At 55.4% G+C, this 23,250-nt stretch carries 20 protein-coding genes, 2 tRNA genes, 3 rRNA genes and 1 riboswitch; of the genes, 20 read left to right on the top strand and 5 right to left on the bottom strand.

The features are described from left to right. The first annotated feature begins 169 nt into the window (after nt 1–169). The 5 genes from METAL_RS19140 (at nt 170) to rrf (ending at nt 5,477) form a co-directional block, all read left to right on the top strand. Nucleotides 170–1,704 (top strand): 16S ribosomal RNA (locus METAL_RS19140). Nucleotides 1,705–1,769: 65 nt separating this feature from the next. Further along, a tRNA-Ile gene (locus METAL_RS19135) sits at nt 1,770–1,846 on the top strand. Nucleotides 1,847–1,915: 69 nt separating this feature from the next. Beyond that, a tRNA-Ala gene (locus METAL_RS19130) sits at nt 1,916–1,991 on the top strand. Nucleotides 1,992–2,312: 321 nt separating this feature from the next. Beyond that, nucleotides 2,313–5,208: ribosomal RNA gene (locus tag METAL_RS19125) — 23S ribosomal RNA — on the top strand. Between the two features lie 153 nt (nt 5,209–5,361). Then, nucleotides 5,362–5,477, top strand: a 5S ribosomal RNA gene (gene rrf / locus METAL_RS19120). The 16S, 23S and 5S rRNA genes sit together here with 2 tRNA genes alongside, the layout of an rRNA operon. Before the next feature lie 58 nt (nt 5,478–5,535). On the opposite strand, the gene METAL_RS19115 is transcribed toward rrf, so the two are convergent. From METAL_RS19115 to METAL_RS19105, 3 genes are all read right to left on the bottom strand, one after another. Then, the gene (locus tag METAL_RS19115; RefSeq protein ID WP_005375020.1) at nt 5,536–6,447 is read right to left on the bottom strand and encodes an SDR family oxidoreductase; all 912 of its coding nucleotides are present in this window, start codon (nt 6,445–6,447) and stop codon (nt 5,536–5,538) included. Nucleotides 6,448–6,771: 324 nt separating this feature from the next. Beyond that, nucleotides 6,772–6,966, bottom strand: a complete 195-nt coding sequence (locus tag METAL_RS19110) for a hypothetical protein (RefSeq protein WP_157203394.1) — start codon at nt 6,964–6,966, stop codon at nt 6,772–6,774. Nucleotides 6,967–7,155: 189 nt separating this feature from the next. Beyond that, complete coding sequence (locus METAL_RS19105; protein WP_005375017.1) at nt 7,156–7,488, bottom strand: cupin domain-containing protein; 333 nt, start codon at nt 7,486–7,488, stop codon at nt 7,156–7,158. Between the two features lie 95 nt (nt 7,489–7,583). Between METAL_RS19105 and METAL_RS19100 the strand changes: the two genes are divergently transcribed. The 14 genes from METAL_RS19100 to METAL_RS19035 all read left to right on the top strand — a co-directional run bounded on the left by METAL_RS19100 (nt 7,584) and on the right by METAL_RS19035 (nt 18,675). Further along, the gene (locus METAL_RS19100) at nt 7,584–8,015 is read left to right on the top strand and encodes an archease (RefSeq protein ID WP_005375010.1); all 432 of its coding nucleotides are present in this window, start codon (nt 7,584–7,586) and stop codon (nt 8,013–8,015) included. A gap of 10 nt (nt 8,016–8,025) precedes the next feature. Continuing rightward, nucleotides 8,026–9,456, top strand: a complete 1,431-nt coding sequence (locus METAL_RS19095; protein WP_005375009.1) for an RtcB family protein — start codon at nt 8,026–8,028, stop codon at nt 9,454–9,456. A 12-nt stretch (nt 9,457–9,468) separates the two neighbouring features. Further along, nucleotides 9,469–9,834 (top strand): DUF2784 domain-containing protein, encoded by a 366-nt coding sequence (locus METAL_RS19090; RefSeq protein WP_005375007.1) that lies wholly within the window; start codon nt 9,469–9,471, stop codon nt 9,832–9,834. Nucleotides 9,835–9,925: 91 nt separating this feature from the next. Then, the gene (locus METAL_RS19085) at nt 9,926–11,056 is read left to right on the top strand and encodes a GNAT family N-acetyltransferase (RefSeq protein ID WP_005375005.1); all 1,131 of its coding nucleotides are present in this window, start codon (nt 9,926–9,928) and stop codon (nt 11,054–11,056) included. A 121-nt stretch (nt 11,057–11,177) separates the two neighbouring features. Continuing rightward, nucleotides 11,178–11,348 (top strand): rubredoxin, encoded by a 171-nt coding sequence (locus tag METAL_RS19080; protein WP_005375004.1) that lies wholly within the window; start codon nt 11,178–11,180, stop codon nt 11,346–11,348. 19 nt (nt 11,349–11,367) lie between these two features. Then, nucleotides 11,368–12,381: an NAD(P)/FAD-dependent oxidoreductase gene (locus METAL_RS19075; RefSeq protein WP_005374996.1), complete on the top strand. Its 1,014-nt coding sequence runs from the start codon at nt 11,368–11,370 to the stop codon at nt 12,379–12,381. 40 nt (nt 12,382–12,421) lie between these two features. Further along, a complete protein-coding gene (bluB, locus tag METAL_RS19070; protein ID WP_005374995.1) occupies nt 12,422–13,081 on the top strand; it encodes a 5,6-dimethylbenzimidazole synthase in 660 nt (219 codons plus the stop codon). After that, a complete protein-coding gene (gene cobT, locus METAL_RS19065) occupies nt 13,065–14,105 on the top strand; it encodes a nicotinate-nucleotide--dimethylbenzimidazole phosphoribosyltransferase (protein WP_005374993.1) in 1,041 nt (346 codons plus the stop codon). Before bluB ends, cobT begins: the two co-directional genes overlap by 17 nt. Nucleotides 14,106–14,165: 60 nt before the next feature. After that, nucleotides 14,166–14,999: an AlbA family DNA-binding domain-containing protein gene (locus METAL_RS19060; protein WP_005374992.1), complete on the top strand. Its 834-nt coding sequence runs from the start codon at nt 14,166–14,168 to the stop codon at nt 14,997–14,999. 58 nt (nt 15,000–15,057) lie between these two features. Continuing rightward, nucleotides 15,058–15,273: a hypothetical protein gene (locus tag METAL_RS19055; RefSeq protein ID WP_005374991.1), complete on the top strand. Its 216-nt coding sequence runs from the start codon at nt 15,058–15,060 to the stop codon at nt 15,271–15,273. A gap of 222 nt (nt 15,274–15,495) precedes the next feature. Then, on the top strand, nt 15,496–16,242 hold the full coding sequence (cobS, locus tag METAL_RS19050) for an adenosylcobinamide-GDP ribazoletransferase (protein ID WP_005374990.1): 747 nt from the start codon (nt 15,496–15,498) through the stop codon (nt 16,240–16,242). Next, nucleotides 16,227–16,790 (top strand): alpha-ribazole phosphatase, encoded by a 564-nt coding sequence (gene cobC, locus METAL_RS19045; protein WP_005374989.1) that lies wholly within the window; start codon nt 16,227–16,229, stop codon nt 16,788–16,790. The genes cobS and cobC overlap by 16 nt, the downstream gene beginning before the upstream one ends. Continuing rightward, nucleotides 16,787–18,181 (top strand): cobyric acid synthase, encoded by a 1,395-nt coding sequence (locus tag METAL_RS19040; RefSeq protein ID WP_005374988.1) that lies wholly within the window; start codon nt 16,787–16,789, stop codon nt 18,179–18,181. Before cobC ends, METAL_RS19040 begins: the two co-directional genes overlap by 4 nt. Then, nucleotides 18,178–18,675 (top strand): bifunctional adenosylcobinamide kinase/adenosylcobinamide-phosphate guanylyltransferase, encoded by a 498-nt coding sequence (locus METAL_RS19035; protein WP_005374987.1) that lies wholly within the window; start codon nt 18,178–18,180, stop codon nt 18,673–18,675. The genes METAL_RS19040 and METAL_RS19035 overlap by 4 nt, the downstream gene beginning before the upstream one ends. A 60-nt stretch (nt 18,676–18,735) precedes the next feature. On the opposite strand, the gene METAL_RS19030 is transcribed toward METAL_RS19035, so the two are convergent. Together METAL_RS19030 and METAL_RS19025 are read right to left on the bottom strand one after the other, a co-directional pair. Further along, nucleotides 18,736–19,305: a hypothetical protein gene (locus METAL_RS19030; protein ID WP_005374986.1), complete on the bottom strand. Its 570-nt coding sequence runs from the start codon at nt 19,303–19,305 to the stop codon at nt 18,736–18,738. Nucleotides 19,306–19,482: 177 nt separating this feature from the next. Next, on the bottom strand, nt 19,483–21,558 hold the full coding sequence (locus METAL_RS19025; protein ID WP_005374984.1) for a TonB-dependent receptor plug domain-containing protein: 2,076 nt from the start codon (nt 21,556–21,558) through the stop codon (nt 19,483–19,485). 108 nt (nt 21,559–21,666) lie between these two features. Further along, a riboswitch (cobalamin riboswitch) is annotated at nt 21,667–21,876 on the bottom strand. Between the two features lie 209 nt (nt 21,877–22,085). On the opposite strand from METAL_RS19025, the gene hemW reads away from it, so the two are divergent. Continuing rightward, the gene (hemW, locus tag METAL_RS19020; protein ID WP_005374982.1) at nt 22,086–23,219 is read left to right on the top strand and encodes a radical SAM family heme chaperone HemW; all 1,134 of its coding nucleotides are present in this window, start codon (nt 22,086–22,088) and stop codon (nt 23,217–23,219) included. Nucleotides 23,220–23,250: the final 31 nt, after the last annotated feature.

Raw genomic sequence — 23,250 nt, 5'->3', positions numbered from 1 at the left:
TCAGCCTCGGCTCTTTAACAAGTCGATCAAAATAATTTGTGTGGGTGCTTGTGGTGGAATGGTCAGCAAAGAAACATTCGACCCAAGAACCGACGTTAATTCAAGTAATTTGCGTTGAATTCTGAAGTCGAGCCAAGATTGGCGACTGATCTATAGTCGCACCGAGATTGAACTGAAGAGTTTGATCATGGCTCAGATTGAACGCTGGCGGTATGCTTAACACATGCAAGTCGAACGGCAACAGGCCTTCGGGCGCTGACGAGTGGCGGACGGGTGCGTAACGCGTAGGAATCTGCCTGTTAGTGGGGGACAACGTGGGGAAACTCACGCTAATACCGCATACGCCCTGAGGGGGAAAGCGGGGGACCTTCGGGCCTCGCGCTAACAGATGAGCCTGCGTGGGATTAGCTAGTTGGTAGGGTAAAGGCCTACCAAGGCGACGATCCCTAGCTGGTCTGAGAGGACGATCAGCCACACTGGGACTGAGACACGGCCCAGACTCCTACGGGAGGCAGCAGTGGGGAATATTGGACAATGGGCGCAAGCCTGATCCAGCAATACCGCGTGTGTGAAGAAGGCCTGAGGGTTGTAAAGCACTTTTAATCGGGAGGAACATCTGATGGCGAATACCCATCAGTCTGACATTACCGATAGAAAAAGCACCGGCTAACTCCGTGCCAGCAGCCGCGGTAATACGGAGGGTGCAAGCGTTAATCGGAATTACTGGGCGTAAAGCGTGCGTAGGCGGCTGCTTAAGTCAGATGTGAAAGCCCCGGGCTTAACCTGGGAACGGCATTTGATACTGGGCAGCTCGAGTTGAGTAGAGGAGAGGGGAATTTCCGGTGTAGCGGTGAAATGCGTAGAGATCGGAAGGAACACCAGTGGCGAAGGCGCCTCTCTGGACTCAAACTGACGCTGAGGTACGAAAGCGTGGGTAGCAAACAGGATTAGATACCCTGGTAGTCCACGCCGTAAACGATGTCAACTAGCCGTTGGTCTTATTCGTAAGATTCGTGGCGCAGCTAACGCGATAAGTTGACCGCCTGGGGAGTACGGCCGCAAGGTTAAAACTCAAATGAATTGACGGGGGCCCGCACAAGCGGTGGAGCATGTGGTTTAATTCGATGCAACGCGAAGAACCTTACCTACCCTTGACATCCAGAGAATCTGTGAGAGATCGTAGAGTGCCTTCGGGAACTCTGAGACAGGTGCTGCATGGCTGTCGTCAGCTCGTGTCGTGAGATGTTGGGTTAAGTCCCGTAACGAGCGCAACCCTTATCCTTAGTTGCCAACGGGTGATGCCGGGAACTCTAGGGAGACTGCCGGTGATAAACCGGAGGAAGGTGGGGACGACGTCAAGTCATCATGGCCCTTATGGGTAGGGCTACACACGTGCTACAATGGCCGGTACAGAGGGCAGCGAACTCGCGAGAGCCAGCCAATCCCACAAAGCCGGTCCTAGTCCGGATTGGAGTCTGCAACTCGACTCCATGAAGTCGGAATCGCTAGTAATCGCGAATCAGAATGTCGCGGTGAATACGTTCCCGGGCCTTGTACACACCGCCCGTCACACCATGGGAGTGGGTTGCAAAAGAAGTAGGTAGTCTAACCTTCGGGAGGGCGCTTACCACTTTGTGATTCATGACTGGGGTGAAGTCGTAACAAGGTAGCCCTAGGGGAACCTGGGGCTGGATCACCTCCTTACAAAGATGCCTGACGCATCATGAGCATCCACAACAAATTATTTTGATCACGAAAGACATGAGCCTGGGCCTGTAGCTCAGCTGGTTAGAGCGCACCCCTGATAAGGGTGAGGTCGGAGGTTCAAGTCCTCCTAGGCCCACCAATGACCACGGTGAACATAGGCGAAAGGCATGGTGCAAAGTCTCCTGGCCTTGCAGTTTAAACCGACATTGGGGCCATAGCTCAGCTGGGAGAGCGCCTGCCTTGCACGCAGGAGGTCAGGAGTTCGATCCTCCTTGGCTCCACCATCAACTCTATAAAGTTTTCATGCACCGCCGCCGGCACTGCCTCGAAGCAGCGCGGACGGAGTGAACCGAGACTTTATAGAATTGATGAGTCCGCTCATCAATAGCTCTTTAACAAACTGGAAATCTGTAACGAAATCACACCATGGTATCACTGCCATGAAGTGATGTAACGAGTTCAAGTGAACTGACACAGAAAGAGTGACGAAGCTTCCTCACCGAAGCCGAGCCGTACTCGCTGTGCCAGCAAACAAGAACCCGTTCTCAAGCAGAACAAGCGAAAATGTCAGCTGATCGATAACTTCAGAATGATTGGGGTTATATGGTCAAGTGAATAAGCGCATACGGTGGATGCCTAGGCAGTAAGAGGCGATGAAGGACGTTGTAGCATGCGATAAGCCGCGGTGAGTTTGCAAACACACTTTGACCCGCGGATGTCCGAATGGGGCAACCCACTTGAGAGCACTCAAGTATCCTGCACTGAATCCATAGGTGCAGGAAGCGAACCCGGAGAACTGAAACATCTAAGTACCCGGAGGAAAAGAAATCAACCGAGATTCCCTTAGTAGCGGCGAGCGAACGGGGATTAGCCCTTAAGTTTTGGCACCTGTTAGTGGAAGGGTCTGGAAAGTCCCACCAAAGACGGTGATAGTCCGGTACACGAAAACGACGCCAAGATGAAGACGAGTAGGGCGGGGCACGTGAAACCCTGTCTGAAGAAGGGGGGACCATCCTCCAAGGCTAAATACTCCTTACTGACCGATAGTGAACCAGTACCGTGAGGGAAAGGCGAAAAGAACCGAGGAGATCGGAGTGAAATAGATCCTGAAACCGTATGCGTACAAGCAGTGGGAGCCGACTTTGTTCGGTGACTGCGTACCTTTTGTATAATGGGTCAGCGACTTAATCTCAGTGGCAAGCTTAACCGCATAGGGGAGGCGTAGCGAAAGCGAGTCTGAACAGGGCGTTCAGTCGCTGGGATTAGACCCGAAACCGGGCGATCTATCCATGACCAGGTTGAAGGTCAGGTAATACTGACTGGAGGACCGAACCCACTCCCGTTGAAAAGGTAGGGGATGAGTTGTGGATCGGAGTGAAAGGCTAATCAAGCTCGGAGATAGCTGGTTCTCCTCGAAAGCTATTTAGGTAGCGCCTCGTGTATCACTCTGGGGGGTAGAGCACTGTTTCGGCTAGGGGGGTCATCCCGACTTACCAACCCGATGCAAACTCCGAATACCCAGAAGTGCGAGCACGGGAGACACACGGCGGGTGATAAGGTCCGTCGTGAAAAGGGAAACAGCCCAGACCGTCAGCTAAGGTCCCAAAATCTATGCTCAGTGGGAAACGATGTGGGAAGGCCCAGACAACCAGGAGGTTGGCTTAGAAGCAGCCACCCTTTAAAGAAAGCGTAATAGCTCACTGGTCGAGTCGGCCTGCGCGGAAGATTTACCGGGGCTAAGCATAGTACCGAAGCTACGGGTTCATCGCAAGATGAGCGGTAGAGGAGCGTTCCGTACGCCTGCGAAGGTCGATTGAGAAGTCGGCTGGAGGTATCGGAAGTGCGAATGCTGACATGAGTAACGATAATGCGGGTGAAAAACCCGCACGCCGAAAACCCAAGGTTTCCTGCGCAACGCTAATCGACGCAGGGTTAGTCGGTACCTAAGGCGAGGCCGAAAGGCGTAGTCGATGGCAAACAGGTTAATATTCCTGTACCGGTCGCAACTGCGATGGGGTGACGGAGAAGGCTAGATCGGCTGCCGGTTGGAAGTGGCAGTGCAAGCCGGTAGGGAGAGCGCTTAGGCAAATCCGGGCGCTCAATCCCGAGACGTGATGATGAGCAGGCTCTACGGAGCCGCGAAGCGATCGATGCCAAGCTTCCAAGAAAAACCTCTAAGCTTCAGGTTGCGAGTGGCCGTACCCTAAACCGACACAGGTGGGTGGGATGAGAATTCTCAGGCGCTTGAGAGAACTCGGGTGAAGGAACTAGGCAAAATGGTACCGTAACTTCGGGATAAGGTACGCCTTGGTTAGGTGAAGTCCCTCGCGGATGGAGCCGAGCAAGGTAGCATAAAATTGGTGGCTGCGACTGTTTAGCAAAAACATAGCACTCTGCAAACTCGAAAGAGGACGTATAGGGTGTGACGCCTGCCCGGTGCTGGAAGGTTAATTGATGGGGTCAGCGCAAGCGAAGCTCTTGATCGAAGCCCCAGTAAACGGCGGCCGTAACTATAACGGTCCTAAGGTAGCGAAATTCCTTGTCGGGTAAGTTCCGACCTGCACGAATGGCGTAACGATGGCCACACTGTCTCCACCCGAGACTCAGTGAAATTGAAATCGCTGTGAAGATGCAGTGTACCCGCGGTTAGACGGAAAGACCCCGTGAACCTTTACTATAGCTTGACACTGGACTTTGAATCGACTTGTGTAGGATAGGTGGGAGGCTGCGAAGCGTGGACGCCAGTTCGCGTGGAGCCAACCTTGAAATACCACCCTGGTTTATTTGAAGTTCTAACCTCGGCCCGTGATCCGGGCTAGGGACAGTGTCTGGTGGGTAGTTTGACTGGGGCGGTCTCCTCCCAAAGCGTAACGGAGGAGCACGAAGGTACCCTCAGCCTGGTCGGAAATCAGGCAATGAGTGCAATGGCATAAGGGTGCTTGACTGCGAGACGGACAGGTCGAGCAGGTACGAAAGTAGGTCATAGTGATCCGGTGGTTCTGAATGGAAGGGCCATCGCTCAACGGATAAAAGGTACTCCGGGGATAACAGGCTGATACCGCCCAAGAGTTCATATCGACGGCGGTGTTTGGCACCTCGATGTCGGCTCATCACATCCTGGGGCTGAAGCAGGTCCCAAGGGTATGGCTGTTCGCCATTTAAAGTGGTACGCGAGCTGGGTTCAGAACGTCGTGAGACAGTTCGGTCCCTATCTGCCGTGGGCGTTTGAGATTTGAGGGAAGCTGCTCCTAGTACGAGAGGACCGGAGTGGACGTACCGCTGGTGTTCCGGTTGTGATGCCAATCGCATTGCCGGGTAGCTATGTACGGACAGGATAACCGCTGAAAGCATCTAAGCGGGAAGCCCCTCCCAAGATGAGATCTCACTGGGACGACAAGTCCCCTGAAGGGCCGTTGGAGACGACGACGTGGATAGGCACGGTGTGGAAGCGCAGTAATGCGTGCAGCTAACGTGTACTAATTGCCCGTGAGGCTTGACCATATAACACCCAATCGGTTTGGGTGAGGCGCAGAAGAAAACTGAGCCGACAGCTGACGCTTTAAAGCGAGAGAATTGAATGTTACAGATTTCCAAGGCAGAAGGCTAGCCTCCTGCCGATGATCGACCGCAGTACTTGTCGATCTAGCCAGTTTGCTTGGTGACCATAGCGAGCGTGAACCACCCGATCCCATCCCGAACTCGGCAGTGAAACCGCTTAGCGCCAATGATAGTGCGACAGGTTGTCGTGCGAAAGTAGGGAATCGCCAAGCTTTTAATACCCAACCCCCGCCCTCACCCCGAGGCCGGGGGTTTTTTTATGGCCGAGATTCAGGCCGCTCGCGTTTCGCCGCCCAGCAACGTCATGATTTCGCCATTGATGTAGCTGGAGTCGCTGTTCGAGGCGAAAAACACAAACGCCGGTGCAATTTCTTCCGGTTGGGCTGGTCGTTTCATTGGTGTGCTGCCTCCATGCTGGGCGACTTTTTCGGCCGGTTTATCGACGACGTTCAAAGGCGTCCACACCGGCCCCGGAGCAACGCAATTGACCCGGATGCCTTTATCCACCAGATTGAGCGCAAGCGATTTTGTGAAGGCATGAATGGCGCCTTTTGTGGTAGCGTAATCGATCAAATGCTTGTTCCCTTCCAAACCGGTAATAGAACCGCAGTTAACGATCGCATCGCCATCCTTCAAATGCTTGACCGCCGCCTTTGCCATGCGGAAATAACCATAGATATTGGTTTTAAACGTTTTATCGAATTGCTCGTCCGAGATATCTTCGACGGACTCCTGATTTTGCTGATAGGCGGCGTTATTGACCAGGATATTTAATTCACCGAATTCCTGGACGACTTTTTCCACGGCATTTTGACAAAATTCCGGACGGGTTACATCGCCGGCAATCAGCAAACAGCGACGGCCTTCTTTTTCGACTTGCCGCTGTGTTTCTTCGGCATCCGTTTGCTCATTAGGGAGATAAGTGATGGCGGAATCGGCGCCTTCGCGCGCGAAAAGGACCGCCACCGCACGGCCGATGCCCGAATCTCCCCCCGTGATTAATGCGACCTTATCTTTTAATTTATCTGCGCCCTTGTAAGCGGGGGCAAGATATTCAGGCCGCGGTATCATTTCCGCTTCAATCCCCGGACGCTCCTGATGTTGAGCGGGCAATGGGCTTTTCGGATATTTCTCGCTCGGCGTTTGTTCGTCGGGTGAGTAAGATTTAGCTTCTTTGGCCATAAACTTCCTCCTGTCATATACACTATACACTTGACTTTTTCCATAAGGCCTAACTCCGGCCCTGGAATAGGATCTTACAGTCCCTTGTCCGTGGGATGTATTTCGGATTCGATTGTTCAATCGGTCAAAGGAGGGGTGAGCAATCGGGAAAATAAAGTGAGAAGAAAAGCGAATCGTAAGCGAACCCTGGGGGCCCTATACGAAAATGCGAAGCTTGAAATCTTGATGATTAGAGCGGTCGGCGGGCCAGAGTGAAGCCCGTACTCATCAAGGCGGTTGGATAGACTTACTGAAGAATTTGGATAAGCGTACGAATGCTTTCAGTCAGCCGTGCAAACCGAACCAGTCTACAGGGTGAAATGAAGGGGAGGTCGCGGATTTTGCATTTTGAATCTGAAAAAAATCTTCGATGATGTATTCCAGACCATAAAAACTGATGCCATTGAATTCCTGGCAAAGCGATTCGAGTGAAGAACTCGGGTTATGGACCGGTGTATTCTGCATGTCAAATTCATCCATTTTGGTCACCCTGTGCATTTGGATCATAAACGTCCTGCAAGCGCAGGAATATATACCCGCTTAACCCGCATAGGACAAATAACGGGAAGAACTGTTTCTCTTCAATGAGATAATAGTCAACAGATACTGAATGCAGAGTGAACGAAATAAATGATCCCTTCGATCAGCTTTTCTGTAACAAGGCGAAGGCTAACGCCAATGGATCGCGATCCAGATGGTTTCCAGCACAGGATCCGTCCATTCGACGCGATGGCGGCGATGCGCAGGTATGAGTAAATAATCGCCAGGCTTCAGATGCATGGGGTTAGCTTCATCTTGGTAACTCAATGTCGCCCGCCCCTGAAGCAAGAGCACCCATTCATCCCAGCTTTGGTCATACCATTGATTCTCCGGGGTCGCATAACCTTTGGAAACGATCCGTTCGATTTCGATTCCGCCTTGTTTCAGCAGGGTTTCGAACAGTTCGTCCGGTAAGTGCTCCGGAACATTTGAGAAAAGATTGCCAAGCGTTGTCGAATGCATGTGTTATTTAACTGATTCGAAAATTGGGATTAATTATAGTGGAAGGCCGAATTTTGAACATGAACCTTTTATTCAGAGATCCGCCGGAAAAAAATATGCCGAGAGCACAGCTTCCGCATTGGGAACACTTCGATCATGACGCCGATATGGGAATCCGGGGCATTGCGCCGACGCTGGCCGGAAGCTTTGAACAGGCCGCCCTGGCCTTGACCGCCGTCACCACCGATCCGAATGCCGTCCGGAAAACCCGGACGATTTCAATAAAATGCCGAGCGCCGGATAATGAACTGTTATTTCTGGACTGGATCAACGAGTTGATCTACCAGATGTCGACGCAGCATTTGATTTTCGGCCGCTATGAAGTAAAGATTGAACAAGGCGAGCTGACCGCTACGGCCAGCGGGGAAACCGTGGACAGGGAAAGGCATCAGCCTGCCGTAGAGGCCAAAGGCGGCACCTTTACCGAATTGCGCGTTTACCGGAACGAAGAAGCCATGTGGGTCGCCCAATGCATTGTCGATGTCTAGGAGAAACGCGATGAATATCGGTCAGTTGATTCGGCGCGGCGAAACCTGCTGGGAAATTCCGCCCACGGCCGCCATGCGGGTGCCGGCCGTCATTTATGCGGATGAAGGGCTGATTCGCGCGATGGACCCAAAGGTCTACGAACAAATCACCAATGTCGCGACTCTCCCCGGCATCGTCGAAGCGGCGTATGCGATGCCCGATGCGCATTGGGGTTACGGTTTCCCGATCGGCGGCGTGGCCGCGTTCGATCCGGATCAAGGTGGCGTAATTTCGGCTGGCGGCGTCGGTTTCGATATTTCCTGCGGCGTGCGGACTTTACATACCGGTTTGACAATGGATAGGCTTGAATCGGACCCGCATAGGCTGGCGGATGAACTGTATCGGGCGATTCCAGCCGGGGTCGGCAGCCGCGGCAAAATACATTTGAATCCGCATGAAATGACCGCGATGTTGACCGGCGGCGCACGCTGGGCGATCGATCGGGGATTCGGGGAAGCAGCGGATCTGGAACGCATCGAAGAACGCGGCTGCATGGCAGGCGCCGATCCGGCCCAGGTTTCGGCGAGGGCTCGAGAACGGCAGCGGGAGGAAATGGGCACGTTGGGATCGGGTAACCATTATCTGGAAGTGCAGCGCGTCGTTGAAATCTATCACCGGCCGGTGGCGGAAAAGTTCGGTTTACGGACTGACGGCATCGTGATTACGATTCATTGCGGTTCCCGGGGGCTGGGTCACCAGATCGGGACCGAGTTTTTGAAAGAAATGGCGATGGCGGCCGCTCAATACAAAATCGCCTTACCCGACCGCGAACTCGCCTGCGCGCCGATCCGTTCGCCGCTGGGCAGGCGCTATCTCGGCGCGATGCGCGCCGCGATCAACTGCGCATTGGCCAACCGCCAGATATTGACGCATCTGACCCAGAAGGCGGTGGATACGGTGTTTCCCGGCGTCCGTCTGGAACTGCTGTATGACGTCTCGCACAATACCTGTAAAGTGGAACACTACACGGTAAACGGCCGCAAAAAGGAGTTGTATATTCACCGCAAAGGCGCAACCCGCGCTTACGGGCCGGGCCACCCGGATTTGCCCGAGGCGTTTCGCGAAGTCGGCCAGCCGGTACTGATCGGCGGTTCGATGGGCACCAGTTCCTATGTGCTGTGCGGGACCGAAAAAGGCGCAAACCGGGCTTTCAGTTCCGCCTGTCACGGCGCCGGCCGGGCAATGAGCCGGCACCAAGCTGCCAAACAGTGGCGCGGCCGCGAACTGGTGGACGAACTGGCCCGGCAGGGCATCATCATTCGCAGCCCTTCGTTGCGAGGAATCGCCGAAGAGGCTCCGCTGGCGTATAAAGATGCCGGAGCGGTCGTCGGTGCGGCGGACAAGGCCGGGCTGGCGCATAAGATTGCCAGGTTGGAACCGGTCATCTGCATCAAAGGCTAAGTTAACGTCCCTATGCTAAATCGGATATTTGCCGACCTGACCGTGGCTATTCACCTCGCCTTTATCCTGTTCGTGATATTCGGCGGGCTGTTGGTATTAAAATACCCCAGGATGATCTGGGTGCACCTTCCTGCCGCGATATGGGGCGCGCTGATCGAATTTGCGGGTTGGCTATGCCCCCTGACCCTGCTCGAAAACCGGCTGCGCTCGGCGAGCGGCGATCATTACGCCGGCGGATTCATCGAGCATTACCTCGTACCGATCATTTATCCTTCGATGTTGACCCCAAACATGCAGATCGTATTGGGATTTGGCGTGATTTTGCTAAATCTGGCCGTTTATGGAATGGTGTATGCGAGATGCCGCAAAATCAGCTAGCGCATCACTCGCTGGCCTGTAATTAGGGCCTTTCAATCAGATACGGATAAAATGCCGAGAGGGTAACGGCTCCACTTTATCGGGTTTGACCATGCAAGTAAAACAGATAGAAAGCATCGGCGATATCGCCGATGCGGACTGGAATGCACTGGCCGGGAGCGATTATCCGTTTATCCGCCATGAATTTCTGGCGGCGCTGGAAGAGAGCGGCTCGGTTTCGGAGCCGACCGGCTGGCTGCCGCGGCATCTGCTGGTATACGATGACGCAGAGCTGATCGCGTTGCTGCCTTTGTATCTGAAAACCCATTCGTACGGCGAGTATGTGTTCGATCAACAATGGGCGGCGGCTTACCACCAGCATGGCTTGGCCTATTATCCGAAATGGCTGACCGCGGTTCCGTTTACGCCGTGTCCGGGATCGCGCCTATCGATTAAAGAAACAATCGACCGGGCAAGCGTGATGCGGCTGATGCTTCAATTCATCCGGGAGCAGTCGATAGGCAAGGGAATCTCTTCATGGCACTGTCTGTTTCCTGTCGAACAAGAGGCCGGACAATGGCAATCCCAGGGATTATCGTTGCGTGAGGGCGTGCAGTATCATTGGTTCAACAAAGGCTATCGGAGCTTCGGCGATTATCTGGAAACATTCAATGCGGCCAAACGCAAGATGATCCGGCGCGAACGGCGAAAAGTCGGCGAAGCCGGGGTCGAAATGCGGCGCGTGCCGGGCGATCAGGCCACCGATGAGGATTGGCAGGCGTTTTACCGGTTTTATGCGCTGACCTATTTGAAAAATGCCTCGCAGCCTTATTTGGCGCCTGATTTTTTCAGGCGATGCGCCGCCGCAATGGGAGGTCGAATGCTGCTGGTGCAGGCGCTCAAACATGGAAAAACGGTCGCTGCGGCATTGAGCTTCATCGGCAGCGATACGCTGTACGGCCGTTACTGGGGCTGCGCCGAAGCGTTCGACGCCCTGCATTTCGAGGCCTGTTATTATCAGGGACTGGAGTATTGCATTGAACACAGTCTGCAACGCTTCGATTCCGGCGCGCAGGGCGAGCACAAAATCGCGCGCGGCTTCGAGCCGGTCCCGACCTATTCGGTTCACTGGCTGAAGGATTCCGCTTTTGCCGAAGCGATCGAAAATTTTTTGACGCGCGAGCGGCAGGCGGTAAAAATTTACCGGTTAAACGCGGCGGATTACCTGCCGTTTAAAAAATAATCGGCAACGCCGGTTTGAAAATGGTCGGAGAACTGATACAGTCAATCGTCTGTCTGATTCCGCACAAAACGCGGAACCGCATTTTGTTTTACCCAAGTTTTTCCAGAAGAGAGGAATGATCATGTCGGATTACAAAAGATACCAGTGCACGATTTGCGGGCATATTTACGACGAGAGCGAAGGCGATCCCGACAGCGGCGTGGCGCCGGGCACCCGCTTCGAAGACATTCCGGATGATTGGCGCTGCCCCGAGTGCGGCACCGTCAAAAGCGATTTCGAGTTGATCGACTAGGACGGGTACGGGATATCGCATGCAAGTCGTAATCATTGGCTCCGGCGTCGCCGGAGTGACTTTTGCGGAGAAATACCGCGCCCTGGATGCCGATGCGGAGATTACCCTGGTGACCCGCGAGAACGACGGCTATTATTCCCGGCCCTTGCTTTCGCGCGGCTTCAGCAAGGATACGATCGAAGAAACGATCGTTCTGAAGCCGTTCTCGGCGCTCAGGGAAAACCGTATCGAGGTGATCAGCGGTGCCGAAATCACCGCGATACACCGTATCCCGCGCCGGGTCGAGGTGGCGGGGGCCTGCCAGGAAAAATCGCTCAAATACGACAAACTGATCATCGCCCAAGGCTCCGCCGCCTTCGTTCCGCCGCCGCTCCAGCCTTACCGCGAACTGTTTTTTTGCCTGAACAGCCTGGCCGATTTAAAGGCGCTGCGCAAGTTCCGCCACGGTATCTTGAGCCAAAACCGCCGGCCGGACTGGGCGATCATCGGCGGCGGCTTGATCGGCTGCGAAGTGGCTTCCGATCTGGCCATTTCCGGCGACAGCGTAACGCTGTACCATGCGATGAACCGGTTAATGGAACGCCAACTGGCCGAAGAGGATTCATTGTCGTTGTTCGAAAACCTGAATCACGCCGGTGTCGACGTATTATTGAATCAGTCTGTCCATAGCCTCGCCGACGAGAACGACAAAGTGTGCGTGTTGACCGAAGCGGCGGCCGAATTCGATGCGGTGATCGTGGCGTGCGGCTTCAAGCCGCGCACCGGACTGGCCGAGCAGGCGGGATTGGCGGTCGGGCGCGGAATCAAGGTCGACGATTGCCTCCGAACCGAAGACGAGCATATCTATGCGCTGGGCGATGTCGCGGAACTGCCGAACGGCAGGCTGTATGCCTACATCATGCCGATACGCCATCAGGCGAACTGGCTGGCCGCCCATCTGGCCGGTCAGGAACACGGGAGCTGGACGCCGCCGGTTTTTAGCACCAAAGCGAAGGTGCACGGTTTCGAGGCGGCGCATCCTTACCATCTCTGAGCTTTGAGTTTGCAGCGAACGCTCGATTCTTACCGGTCCGATGACTGAACACCGTTATTCCGAGGCGGAGCGCGCCGCCGTCTACCGGGCGATCTACGAGCGCCGCGACATGCGCCATTTCCTGCCCGATCCGATCGCTTCCGATGTGCTCGGGCGCCTGCTCGATGCGGCGCATCAGGCGCCCAGCGTGGGTTTCATGCAGCCGTGGCGGTTCATTCGGATTACTTCGAACGCCTTACGCGGGCAAATCCATGCGCTGGTCGAGCAAGAGCGGGTCCGGACCGCCAAAGCGTTGCACGAGCGCGAAGACGAATTCATGAAACTGAAGGTCGAAGGTATTCTCGACTGCGCGGTCGTATTGGTCGCGTCGCTCTGCGACCAGCGCGAAAAGGCCGTGTTTGGCCGGCGCACGATGCCGGACATGGACCTCGCTTCGCTGGCCTGCGCGATCCAGAATCTCTGGCTGGCGGCGCGTGCTGAAGGCTTGGGCATGGGCTGGGTCTCGCTGTTCGAACCTGAGGAACTGAAACGCCTGCTGGCGATGCCCGAAGGCAGCCGGCCGGCCGCGATTCTGTGCCTGGGCCATGTCGAACGGTTTTACGAAAAACCGATGCTGGAACAGGAGCGCTGGGCGGAGCGGATGCCGCTCGACGAGCTGTTGTTCGAAAACCGCTGGAACAGCCGTGCCGGCGATATTTGATATTCAGCCGCTGCCACGGATCCTGGAACGGGCCTTGCAGTCCAGAATCGATCAAAAGACCAAACCGCTCGGCGCGCTGGGGCAACTGGAAACCTTGGCGCTGCGGATCGGACTGATACGGAACAGCCTGACGCCTTCGCTGGATAAGCCCTGCATTATCGTATTCGCGGGCGACCACGGCATCGCCGCGGCTGGCGTCAGCGCTTATCCGCAAACGGTTACCGCGCAGATGGTCGCCAATTTTGCCGCGGGCGGCGCAGCGATCAATGTGTTTGCCAGGCAGCATCGAATCGATTTGCGGATCGTCGATGCCGGCGTGAATGCCGACCTTTCGGCGCTGCCCGGTTTGATTCATGCCGGTATCGGCAAGGGCACGGCCAATTTTCTGGAACAGCCGGCGATGACGCTCGAACAAGGCGAAACGGCGCTCGGCAGGGGGGCCGAGCTGGTGCAGCAACAGTATGATCGGGGCTGCAACTGCATCGGTTTCGGCGAAATGGGAATCGGCAATACGTCTTCCGCGGCGTTGATCATGCACTGTCTGACCGGCTTGCCGCTGGAACGCTGCATAGGCCGGGGGACCGGTCTTGACGATGCGCAACTGCATCATAAATTCGAGATTTTAAAACAGGCGTTAACCTGCCATCCGGGATTGACCGGCGCAACCGAAGTCTTGGCCACCTTCGGCGGCTTCGAGATCGCGATGATGGCGGGCGCCTATCTGAAAGCCGCCGAACTGCGCATGCTGATCGCCGTCGACGGCTTTATCGCCTGCAGCGCCTTGCTGGCGGCGGCGAAGATTTATCCTGCCGTGCTTGACTATTGCGTTTTCAGTCATATGTCGGGAGAACAGGGGCATCGGGCCTTGCTGGAACATCTGAATGCAGAGCCTTTACTGAATCTCGACATGCGTCTGGGCGAAGGTTCCGGTATCGCGCTGGCCTATCCGCTGCTGCGGTCGGCGGTCTCGTTTTTGAACGAGATGGCCAGCTTCGAGCAGGCCGGCGTCGACCCAAAGCGGTGAAACTGCTGAAAATCCCTATCTTCACGATCCCTTTTCGCCCTGCGGAAAACTGAAGCGAGCATGAAGCGATTTTTCATCCTGATACTGAGAATCTGGCGGCAGCAATTGAAACTGTATTTGGCCGCGGCCTTGAACGGCGCGCTGATCGGCGTGCTGATTCTGGCGCCGAGCTACGATTATATCAGCGCGCGCGAGCAGTCTGTGGATCCGCTCTCTTCGTTCGAGTATATGTTCGGGCAGATCGCCGACATGGTGATGGGCAGGATTTCGCACAATAACTTGATGCTGCTGATGTTCTATGCGGAAATCGGCGCGGTGGTCGGATTGCTCTCGCTCTTTTTATTCAGACTGATCCATCAGCGTTTCGTCCATATCGATTATTTGAAAATGGAACTGGACAAGGATTTGCCGTCGATCATCCGCCAGGGCGAAGGCCCTCACCTGGAATTCAAATCGTCATTGCGCTGGGACATGGCGGAATCGCGGATCAATCGTGCGCTGGAAGGCGTGATTCTGAAGACCGTGGCCGGATTCCTGAACAGTTCTATCGGCGGCACTTTGCTGATCGGCGTGGCCGACAACGGCGAAGTGATCGGGCTGGAGAAAGATTATCAAACCTTGAAGCGGCCGGATCAGGACGGCTTCGAACAGGCGGTGATGACGGCGATTTCGGCGAACCTCGGCGCCGACCTGTGCGCTTTCGTGCACGTATTGTTCCATGTGATCGACGGCAAGCACGTCTGCCGCCTGATCGTCTCGCCGGCGAACCGGCCGGTGTTCGTCGAGCAGGGCAATACGCAAAAATTCTATGTGCGCACCGGCGGCGCGACCCGCGATCTGAATATTAAGGAGGCGCTGGATTTTATTGCCGGACGTTGGAAAGGGACCAAATAAAAAATTTTTGCCGGCGGCGCTCGTGTTACGATGAACCGATTCGAAAATGGAGATTAAAATGCTATTACATGAGCAAATTATTGAGGAAATAAAGCATATTCCAGCCGAAAAGCTCGCCGAAGTATACGATTTGATACATTATTTCCGTTTGGGATTGCAGCGTGAAAAAGAACAGCAAAATACAGCCCGAACCTATCCCTTGCGTGGTACAAAAATTCGCTATTCAGAACCGACCGAGTCGGTGGCACTGAATGATTGGGAGTCGCTCCGGTGATTTTGTTGGACACCCACATTTGGATATAGAGTCAACCCGTTTGCCTCAACCTTTTCACCGCGATCCCGCCGATCAAATTATCGTGGCGACAGCCCGGCTCTATGATTGTCCCTTGATGACGGTAGACAGTAAAATTACCAATTACCCGCATGTCAGATCATTGCGCTAAAGCAAGCCGATCCCATTCCCGAAGTGGAAGCCTCAATTCACTCATCAAGCTCAATGTTCAATCTAAAACGTTTGTTGTTGGCGCTTAGCTTTTATACCCGTTTGCCGTGCCCGAAAAATCTCGATTATCAACAATTGCCGCAATCGGCGATCTTTTTGCCGATGATCGGGTGGATTGTCGGCGGCTTGTCGGGGGGGGCATATTATCTGGCGGTGCAGCTCTGGCCGACGACGGTCGCGGCGGTGATTGCGCTGATCGCCGGTATCTGGATCACCGGCGCTTTTCACGAGGATGGCTTCGCGGATGTTTGCGACGGCTTCGGCGGCGGTTACGGTAAGGAACGCATCCTCGCCATCATGAAGGATTCGGCGATCGGGGTATACGGCACGCTCGGCCTGATGCTGCTATTGCTGCTGAAGGTCGGTTTGCTCGGCTCGCTGGACGTTCGCATCGTGCCCTGGATTTTGCTGGCGGGACACAGCATGAGCCGGCTGATGCCGTTGCTCTTGATGCGGCGATACCGTTATGCGCGGACCGAAAACAGCAAAAGCGGCGGCGCGATGTTCCGGCCCGGTTTTGCCGATCTGGCGTTTGCGGCTGCCATGGCGCTGCTGCCGTTCGTTTTCCTCCCGGCCAGTTGTCTGCTGGCGACGTTGCCGTCCGTGTTTTCCACACTGTGGCTGGGCCGGTATTTCAATCGGCATATCGGCGGCTATACCGGCGATTGTCTCGGCGCCTGCCAACAGGTCGCCGAAACGGTGTTCTATCTGGGCGTCGGCGCGTCATGGACATCTATCTGATCCGCCATACCCGGACCGCAACCGAAATCGGGCTGTGCTATGGCCAAACCGACGTGGCACTGTCGCCGGGTTTCAGCGAAGAACTGGCGGCTCTGCGGCAAAAGCTGCCTGCTTCGGTCGAGTGTTGCGCGGTATACAGCAGTCCTTTGACGCGCTGCATGCAATTGGCCGAAACGTTATCGCCGAGCGTGATTGTCGACGACCGGCTGCTTGAACTGAATTTCGGCCGATGGGAAGGCCGCCGCTTCGACGAAATCGAGCCCGATTTGCTCAGCCGGTGGACCGGCAATTTCGTCGAGACCGCGCCGCCCGACGGCGAAAGCTTCACCGATCTTTGCGAGCGCGTCGGCGGCTTCTGGCAGGAGCTGTTGAGTCAGCCGCACGAACAGGTGCTGATCGTGACCCACGCGGGCGCGATTCGTGCTCTGCTTGCACGGGTGCTGGACCTGCCGCCGGCGAATGCATTCCAATTGCGCATCGATCCCGGCTCGGTGCACAAGCTGCGCCGCCAGCACGATTATACTTATATCGATTATCTGAACCGATGATGAAACCGTTGGCCGTGTTCGGCACCGGTTCCGACGCCGGCAAAACCACCCTGGTCATGGCGTTGTGCCGGATTTTCGCCGACCGGGGAATCAGGGTCGCCCCGTTCAAGGCGCAGAATGTCTCGAACAATTCGGCGGTGACCGTCGAAGGCGGCGAAATCTCCCGTGCACAGTGTCTGCAGGCCGAAGCGGCGCGCACGGAGCCGAGCTGCCGCTTCAATCCGGTGCTGTTGAAATCGCAAGGCAGCGGTTCGGTGCAGGTGATCGTGAACGGCAAGGTCCATCGAAACCAGTCGATCGCCGATTATTACAACCACATCGGCGCTTTGCAGGCCGAGGTTGAGAAGGCGTTCAACGGCCTTCGAGCGGATTTCGACCTGGTGGTCGCCGAAGGCGCAGGATCGCCGGTCGAACTGAACCTGCTCGACAAGGATTTATCGAACACCTTCGTCGCCAAAACGTTCGGCACGAAAAACATCCTGGTCGCCGACATCGAGCGTGGCGGCGTATTCGCCTCGATTTACGGGACGCTCGAATTGATGGACCCGGTGATGCGGGCGAACCTGGCCGGGGTGATCGTAAACAAGTTCCGCGGCGACCGGCGCTTTTTCGACGAGGGCGAAAAGATTATAGCCGAGCGTTTCGGTGTGCCGGTGTTGGGCGTCGTGCCGTTCCGGCCGCTGAACATCGACATGGAAGATTCGCAGTCGCTGCAGAACTACCGCCAGCGCCTCGGCGCGGTCAAAGTCCGGGTTGCGGCGATTGCCTATCCGGGGCTCAGCAATTACAACGACCTGGACGCGTTGATCGCCGATCCCGAACTCGACGTCGAGGTAGTGCACCACTATCGCCCGCTGGCCGGCTTCGACATGGCGCTGCTGCCGGGCAGCAAGACCGTGATCCGCGATCTGCACTGGCTGAAGAAAGAGGGGCTGTTTGCGGAACTGCGACAGTTTAACGGACCGATATTCGGCCTCTGCGGCGGCTATCAGATGCTGTGCAACAGGCTGCACGATCCCGATGCGCTCGAACACGATGTGCCTTGCATCGAGGAAGCGCTGGGGCTGATCGACGACGAGGTGATCTATCGAAGCCCGAAAATACTCGCGCGCGGCGCTTACCGGCTGTTTTCGGAAGAGGCGGTGCAGGGCTATGAAATCCACTGCGGCCGCCTGCAGAAACATCCGTTGTTTTACCATCAGGGCCGGATTTCGGGGACGCATGTGCACGGGGTGTTCGATCATGACGCGTTCCGTACCGGTTATTTCCGGGCGATCGATCCGGCTTACCGGGGATTTTGCTATCCGGCTTACCGCGAGGCGGAAATCAGCCGGTTTGCGGAAACGGTCGCCGCGCATGTCGACATCGACCGCATTCTGGCGGCGTTATGAAAACCTTGTTTACCGGCGGCGTCAAAAGCGGCAAATCGCACCTGGCCGAGGCGTATATTCTGGAACAGGCGGGCGGCCGCAAGCCTTATTATTTGGCGACGACCGAGTTTGTCGATGATGAAATGCGGGAACGAATCAGGATTCATCGCCAGCGCCGGCAGGATGCGTTCGTCACGATCGAGGAGCCGGTCAACCTGCTGGGGGTCCTGCAGCGCTGCCCCGGTCCGGTGCTGGTCGAATGCATTTCGATGTGGCTGAACAATCAGCTCTACCATGGCGCGATGGAGGCGGACATCCTGGCCGAACTGGAAGCGGCGATGCAATTGCCGTGCGCGATGGTGCTGGTGTTGAACGAGGTCGGCCTCGGAATCATTCCGGACAATGCGCTGGCCAGGCAGTATGTCGATTTATCCGGCAGGGCCGCGCAACTGATCGCGGCCCATTGCGAGCGGGTGTTTTTCTGCTGTGCGGGGTTAAAGCTGCAGATGAAATAGGCAGCCGTCAGGTAGGGTGGATAAGCGGTAGCGCATCCACCTTGCGAGAGAGACGGTCTATTAAGCCGATGTGTGGCGGCTTTGAAGCGCCGGCAAAAAAGCCAGTAATTTGACCAGGGCGTAGCCCGCCGCGACATAAAGCAGAGTCGAGCCGACATAGGGCAGATAATACTGCAGGCCGCCGGCAATATAGGCGCTCAGGGAAACCTCCTCAAAACGTCCGGAAAGCAGGTAAAAGCTGCCGTTCGAAATGAGGAAGGCCGCCGTCGAGGCCAGCATCAGCATGCCGACGTTCAAAGGCAGACCGATCCGGTCGAAGGTTTTATATCGGCCGCAATAACGGCCGGCCAGCCACATCACCCCGTAAGTCGGAATCATAAAGACATAGGCCGGCGAAATGCAGTAAGCGCTGGTACCGTTCGCGATCGCCAGATAGTCGATCAATCCCGCCAGGATCAACAGGAATGCGGGCAGGGCGGGTTTCCGGTAGAAGCCGGCAAAGAAAAACACCGCCAGCGACGCATCGGGCAGATGCAGCGCATCGCCGAAATGATGATAGCGGGTCAGCACCATCAGCGCGATCAGCGGAATGGGTAAATACTTCGTTTGCAGCCATTGTGTCGTGTTCATCGGATTATCTCCTGTCAATCGGTTTGCGAGTCTGTCCGTCCGGCAGCCGGTTATTATAAAGGATAAGGGCGGAGAAGTTTCGCTCCGCGGAAGATTAAAGTATCCAACAGTTGGAGGCGTTTATCCAGCGGATTATCGAGTTCGACGCTTAACATGCCGTTGGGGTTTGATAGGTTGTCAAAAGCGGTAGCTGACGGAGCCCTGAAAAGTTCGTTGGTAATTGGTGGGATATACCACGGGGTTAGCGGTTCCGAAATCGACGAATTGCCCGTTCGCGCCGTTGAATAAATTTTGGATCGAAAAATCGACCGTCCAGTGTTTGCGGTCCGCCAACTGGTAAGTAAAGGTGGTCGCGTTGTAAGCCTGTTGTTTGCCCAACGAGTTGTCGAAGTCGCCTTCCGCATAACTGTCCGATTGATATTTATGGGAAAGGCTGATCGTATGATAGGGCAGCGGCAGCAGCGTACTGGTGAATTGTTTGCCGAGCGTCGCGAGTACGATGTGTTTCGGTTGGGCGGCGATTTGATAGGCTTGCGAGCCGACCTTGGCGCGCGTATCCGTATAAACGTAGTTGGCGCTGGCGTAAAAAAGAGCGAAATCCTTGTATACGGAGAGTTCTACGCCGTACTTGGAAGACGCGTCGTAGTTGGTGTTGTTGAAGGTGGAGCTGTTATAGAAAATCTCGTTGTTCAAATCCGAATAATAAAACTCCGCTTTCGCTTTAAACGTATCTTCCAGGTGTTTATACCCGATCGAATAGGTATCCATTTCCATCGTATTGATGAAACCGTTGAAGGTCTTTCCGATCAGCGTAAAGTCGGGAGCATACACCGGAGAAAAGAAACGGTCGATGTCGGGCGATTGAAATGCGTGCGAATAACCTGCAAATACGGCATCGTTCCTGGCCAGGGAGAAATTCGCCGCCGCGTTCACGCTCGCAGGGTTGACGGTTTTCGATAAAGGCTTGTTCGCTCCGTCGTTGTTGTGTTTGAAGGTGATGAAAGCCTGCCGGAAGCCCGCATTCAAAGACAAACGTTCGTTCACGAAATAGTCGGCCGAAATAAAGCCGGCGACGTTGTTTTTTTCGGTGACCTGGCCCGGTTCCGCGCGCAGATTGTCGTTCAGGTCGAAACCGGCCAGCACGGCGAAATCGTTCTGGATCGTCTGCAAGGTGAAACGATGGTCTTCCCCTTCGTAATGCGGCAGATAATTGTAGGCAGGGTATTTCAAATCCTTGGTTTTATTGGCATAGGTATAGGCAGCATTCCAGCGGTCGCTGAATTTGTATTTCATCGTGGTTACCCAGTCTTCTTTATGCACGATATTGCGCGAACCGTTGGTGACGGCGGCATTGGGGTCCCGATTGAAGGTGTCCAGGGACATCGGACCCGTATAGACGACATTGGAGTCGTCCTTGATGAAAGAGGTGAGGATTTCGAAATTGTCCTTTTGCAAACCCCAGGTCGCTTTGCCGTTTAAATTTTCGGTCGTATCCTTGCTGCCGTCCGCGAGCACCGGTTTTTTGCCTTCCGCGTCGAGGTAGGTGAAATTGCCGTCCGCCAAAATCTTGAACCCTTTAAAGTCGGTGACGGAGCCGAGATTGATGTGTTCGAGCTTGGTGTTGTAGGTGCCGAAACCCGACCTGACCGAACCGTACCACGGCTTTCGGTCGAATGAATTGTTGGTGCGGATGACGATGGTGCCGGCGCCGGCATAATCGCCGTAAAGCACCGAACCGCTGCTTTTGACCACTTCGATTTTTTCGATCGAATCGATGGGCACGGAGCCCAATTGCTGCGGCACCATGTCGATTTGATTCAACGAAACGCCGTCGACCAGGATGTTGATGTTTTGATAGCCGTCGCCGTTGCCGAAGCCGCGCATCGACAGCCGGGGCGTGATGACGTTGCCGAAGCTGGGGTCCGCCTGGATTTCGGTATTGTATTTGAAGAAATCCAGCAGATTGCTGACGCCGCTCTGCCGGATATTCTCTTTCGAATAGATGGTCACCGACTTGGGGGACAGCAACTCGTCCGCTACCGACGAGTTGGCAGTAACGGTCACCGGAGAAAGCAAGGCTTTATCCTGCGCTTTGACGTTGTAAGTTTCGACCGCTTCTTTCGCCGAAGGCAATTGATAGGAAGGTTTGATTTCTTTTTCTTCTTCGCTTGGGGTATCGGCGTTTTCCGCGGCCCATAACGGCGCCGAAAACACTAGGCTGGAAAACAAGAAATAAAATCGTGGATCGAGCATTTTATCCTCTGCGCCGCCCGCGCATCTGGGGGATTGACAGGGCGGAAGATGAAACGCAGAGAAAGACGGGCGTTGCCGCGGCTTTATCGTGCACAGCCCTCCGCTGTTCCGAATGATACTTTCCAGGCCGGTCTCCGGGCTTATAAGCGGCTGGTTGCCGGCGTCATCGCCTTCCCGTGCCTGAGCACAGTGGCGTATCGATGACGCTTGACTTATTTACCGTTGCGGGGGCAGCGCCGGCCTTGGAGTTTCCTCACCGGCTTCCCGTTTAACCGTTGATTTTGAAGAACCAACGGAACCTTAAAGCAGGCGGCAATTATAGAGGGTGGGGGAAGGATGTCAATCAGAAAGAAGTATTTGCGAATTTCGCCGCAAGGAGTCCGGGCAGGGCGCGTCGGCGCTGGCGTAATGTGCCGCACCGTCGGCAATTGGCGGCAGGTTCGGTTTTTGGGCGCGTTTCCGAATGCCCTCCTAGGGGGCGAACATGATAAACTGAACGTTTCGCCAATCATTTTTCCAGATAGCCGTTGCCGCCGCTCAGCTTATACATTCACATTCCCTGGTGCATCAAAAAATGCCCGTATTGCGATTTCAATTCCCATGCGGTGAAGGACGGCGCGCCGGAGGCGGCTTATATCGATGCCTTGTTGCGCGATCTGGCCGAGGATATCCGGCGCTATGCGATCAATAGGCCGATCCGGAGCATTTTCATCGGCGGCGGCACGCCGAGCCTGTTTTCGCCGGAAGCGTTCGACCGCTTGCTCGACGGAATTGCGGAACGGGTGCCGTTGCAGGACGATGCCGAGATCACGCTCGAAGCGAATCCCGGTACTTTTGAAAGCCGTAAATTCGCAGAATTCCGTGCGCTCGGGATCAACCGGTTGTCGATCGGGATTCAAAGTTTCGATGATCGGTTCTTAAAGGTGCTCGGCCGGGTGCATTCGGCGCGCGAGGCGCTCCGCGCGGTCGAGATTGCGCAGCGGTCCGGCTTCGACAATCTGAACCTGGACTTGATGTTCGGCTTGCCGGATGCAAGCGAAGACAGTGCCGTCAACGACATTCGGATTGCAATCGGCCTGGAGCCGGCGCACCTTTCGTTTTACCAGTTGACGCTGGAGCCGAATACCTATTTCCACAAATTTCCGCCGCGGCTGCCGAGCGACGAGTCGATTTTCGCGGCGCAAAAAGCCTGCCAGGCGCTATTGGCCGAGCACGGCTATGCGCAGTACGAAATCTCGGCTTACGCCCGGCCCGGCCGGCAATGCCGGCACAATCTGAATTATTGGCGATTCGGCGATTATCTGGGCATCGGCGCCGGCGCGCACGGGAAAATTTCCCTGGCATTACCCGGAAACATCGTCCGCACCTTCAAACCGAGAGGCCCTGAGCAATACCTTGCCGATACGCACCGGCAAGGCGGGGCGCAGGCGATTCCGGAAGCGGAGCTGCCGCTCGAATTCGTCATGAACCGTCTGCGCCTGAAGCGGGGTTTTGCGCTCGACGGCTTCACGGCGGCGACCGGCCTTGCGCCTGCCGCGCTGGAGCCGGGCTTGTCGGTCAATTGCCGGCAAAACCTCCTGATCCGGCAGGGCGACCGTTTTGTGTGTTCCGAAAAAGGCTGGGATTTTCTGGATACGGTTTTACAGAATTTCATCGCCTGAAGCTTTCTTTACTCTAAATATCTTTATTGCC

It is taken from the genome of Methylomicrobium album BG8, from assembly GCF_000214275.2.
Classification (GTDB): domain Bacteria; phylum Pseudomonadota; class Gammaproteobacteria; order Methylococcales; family Methylomonadaceae; genus Methylomicrobium; species Methylomicrobium agile.
This window is presented reverse-complemented; position numbering and strand designations above follow the sequence as displayed.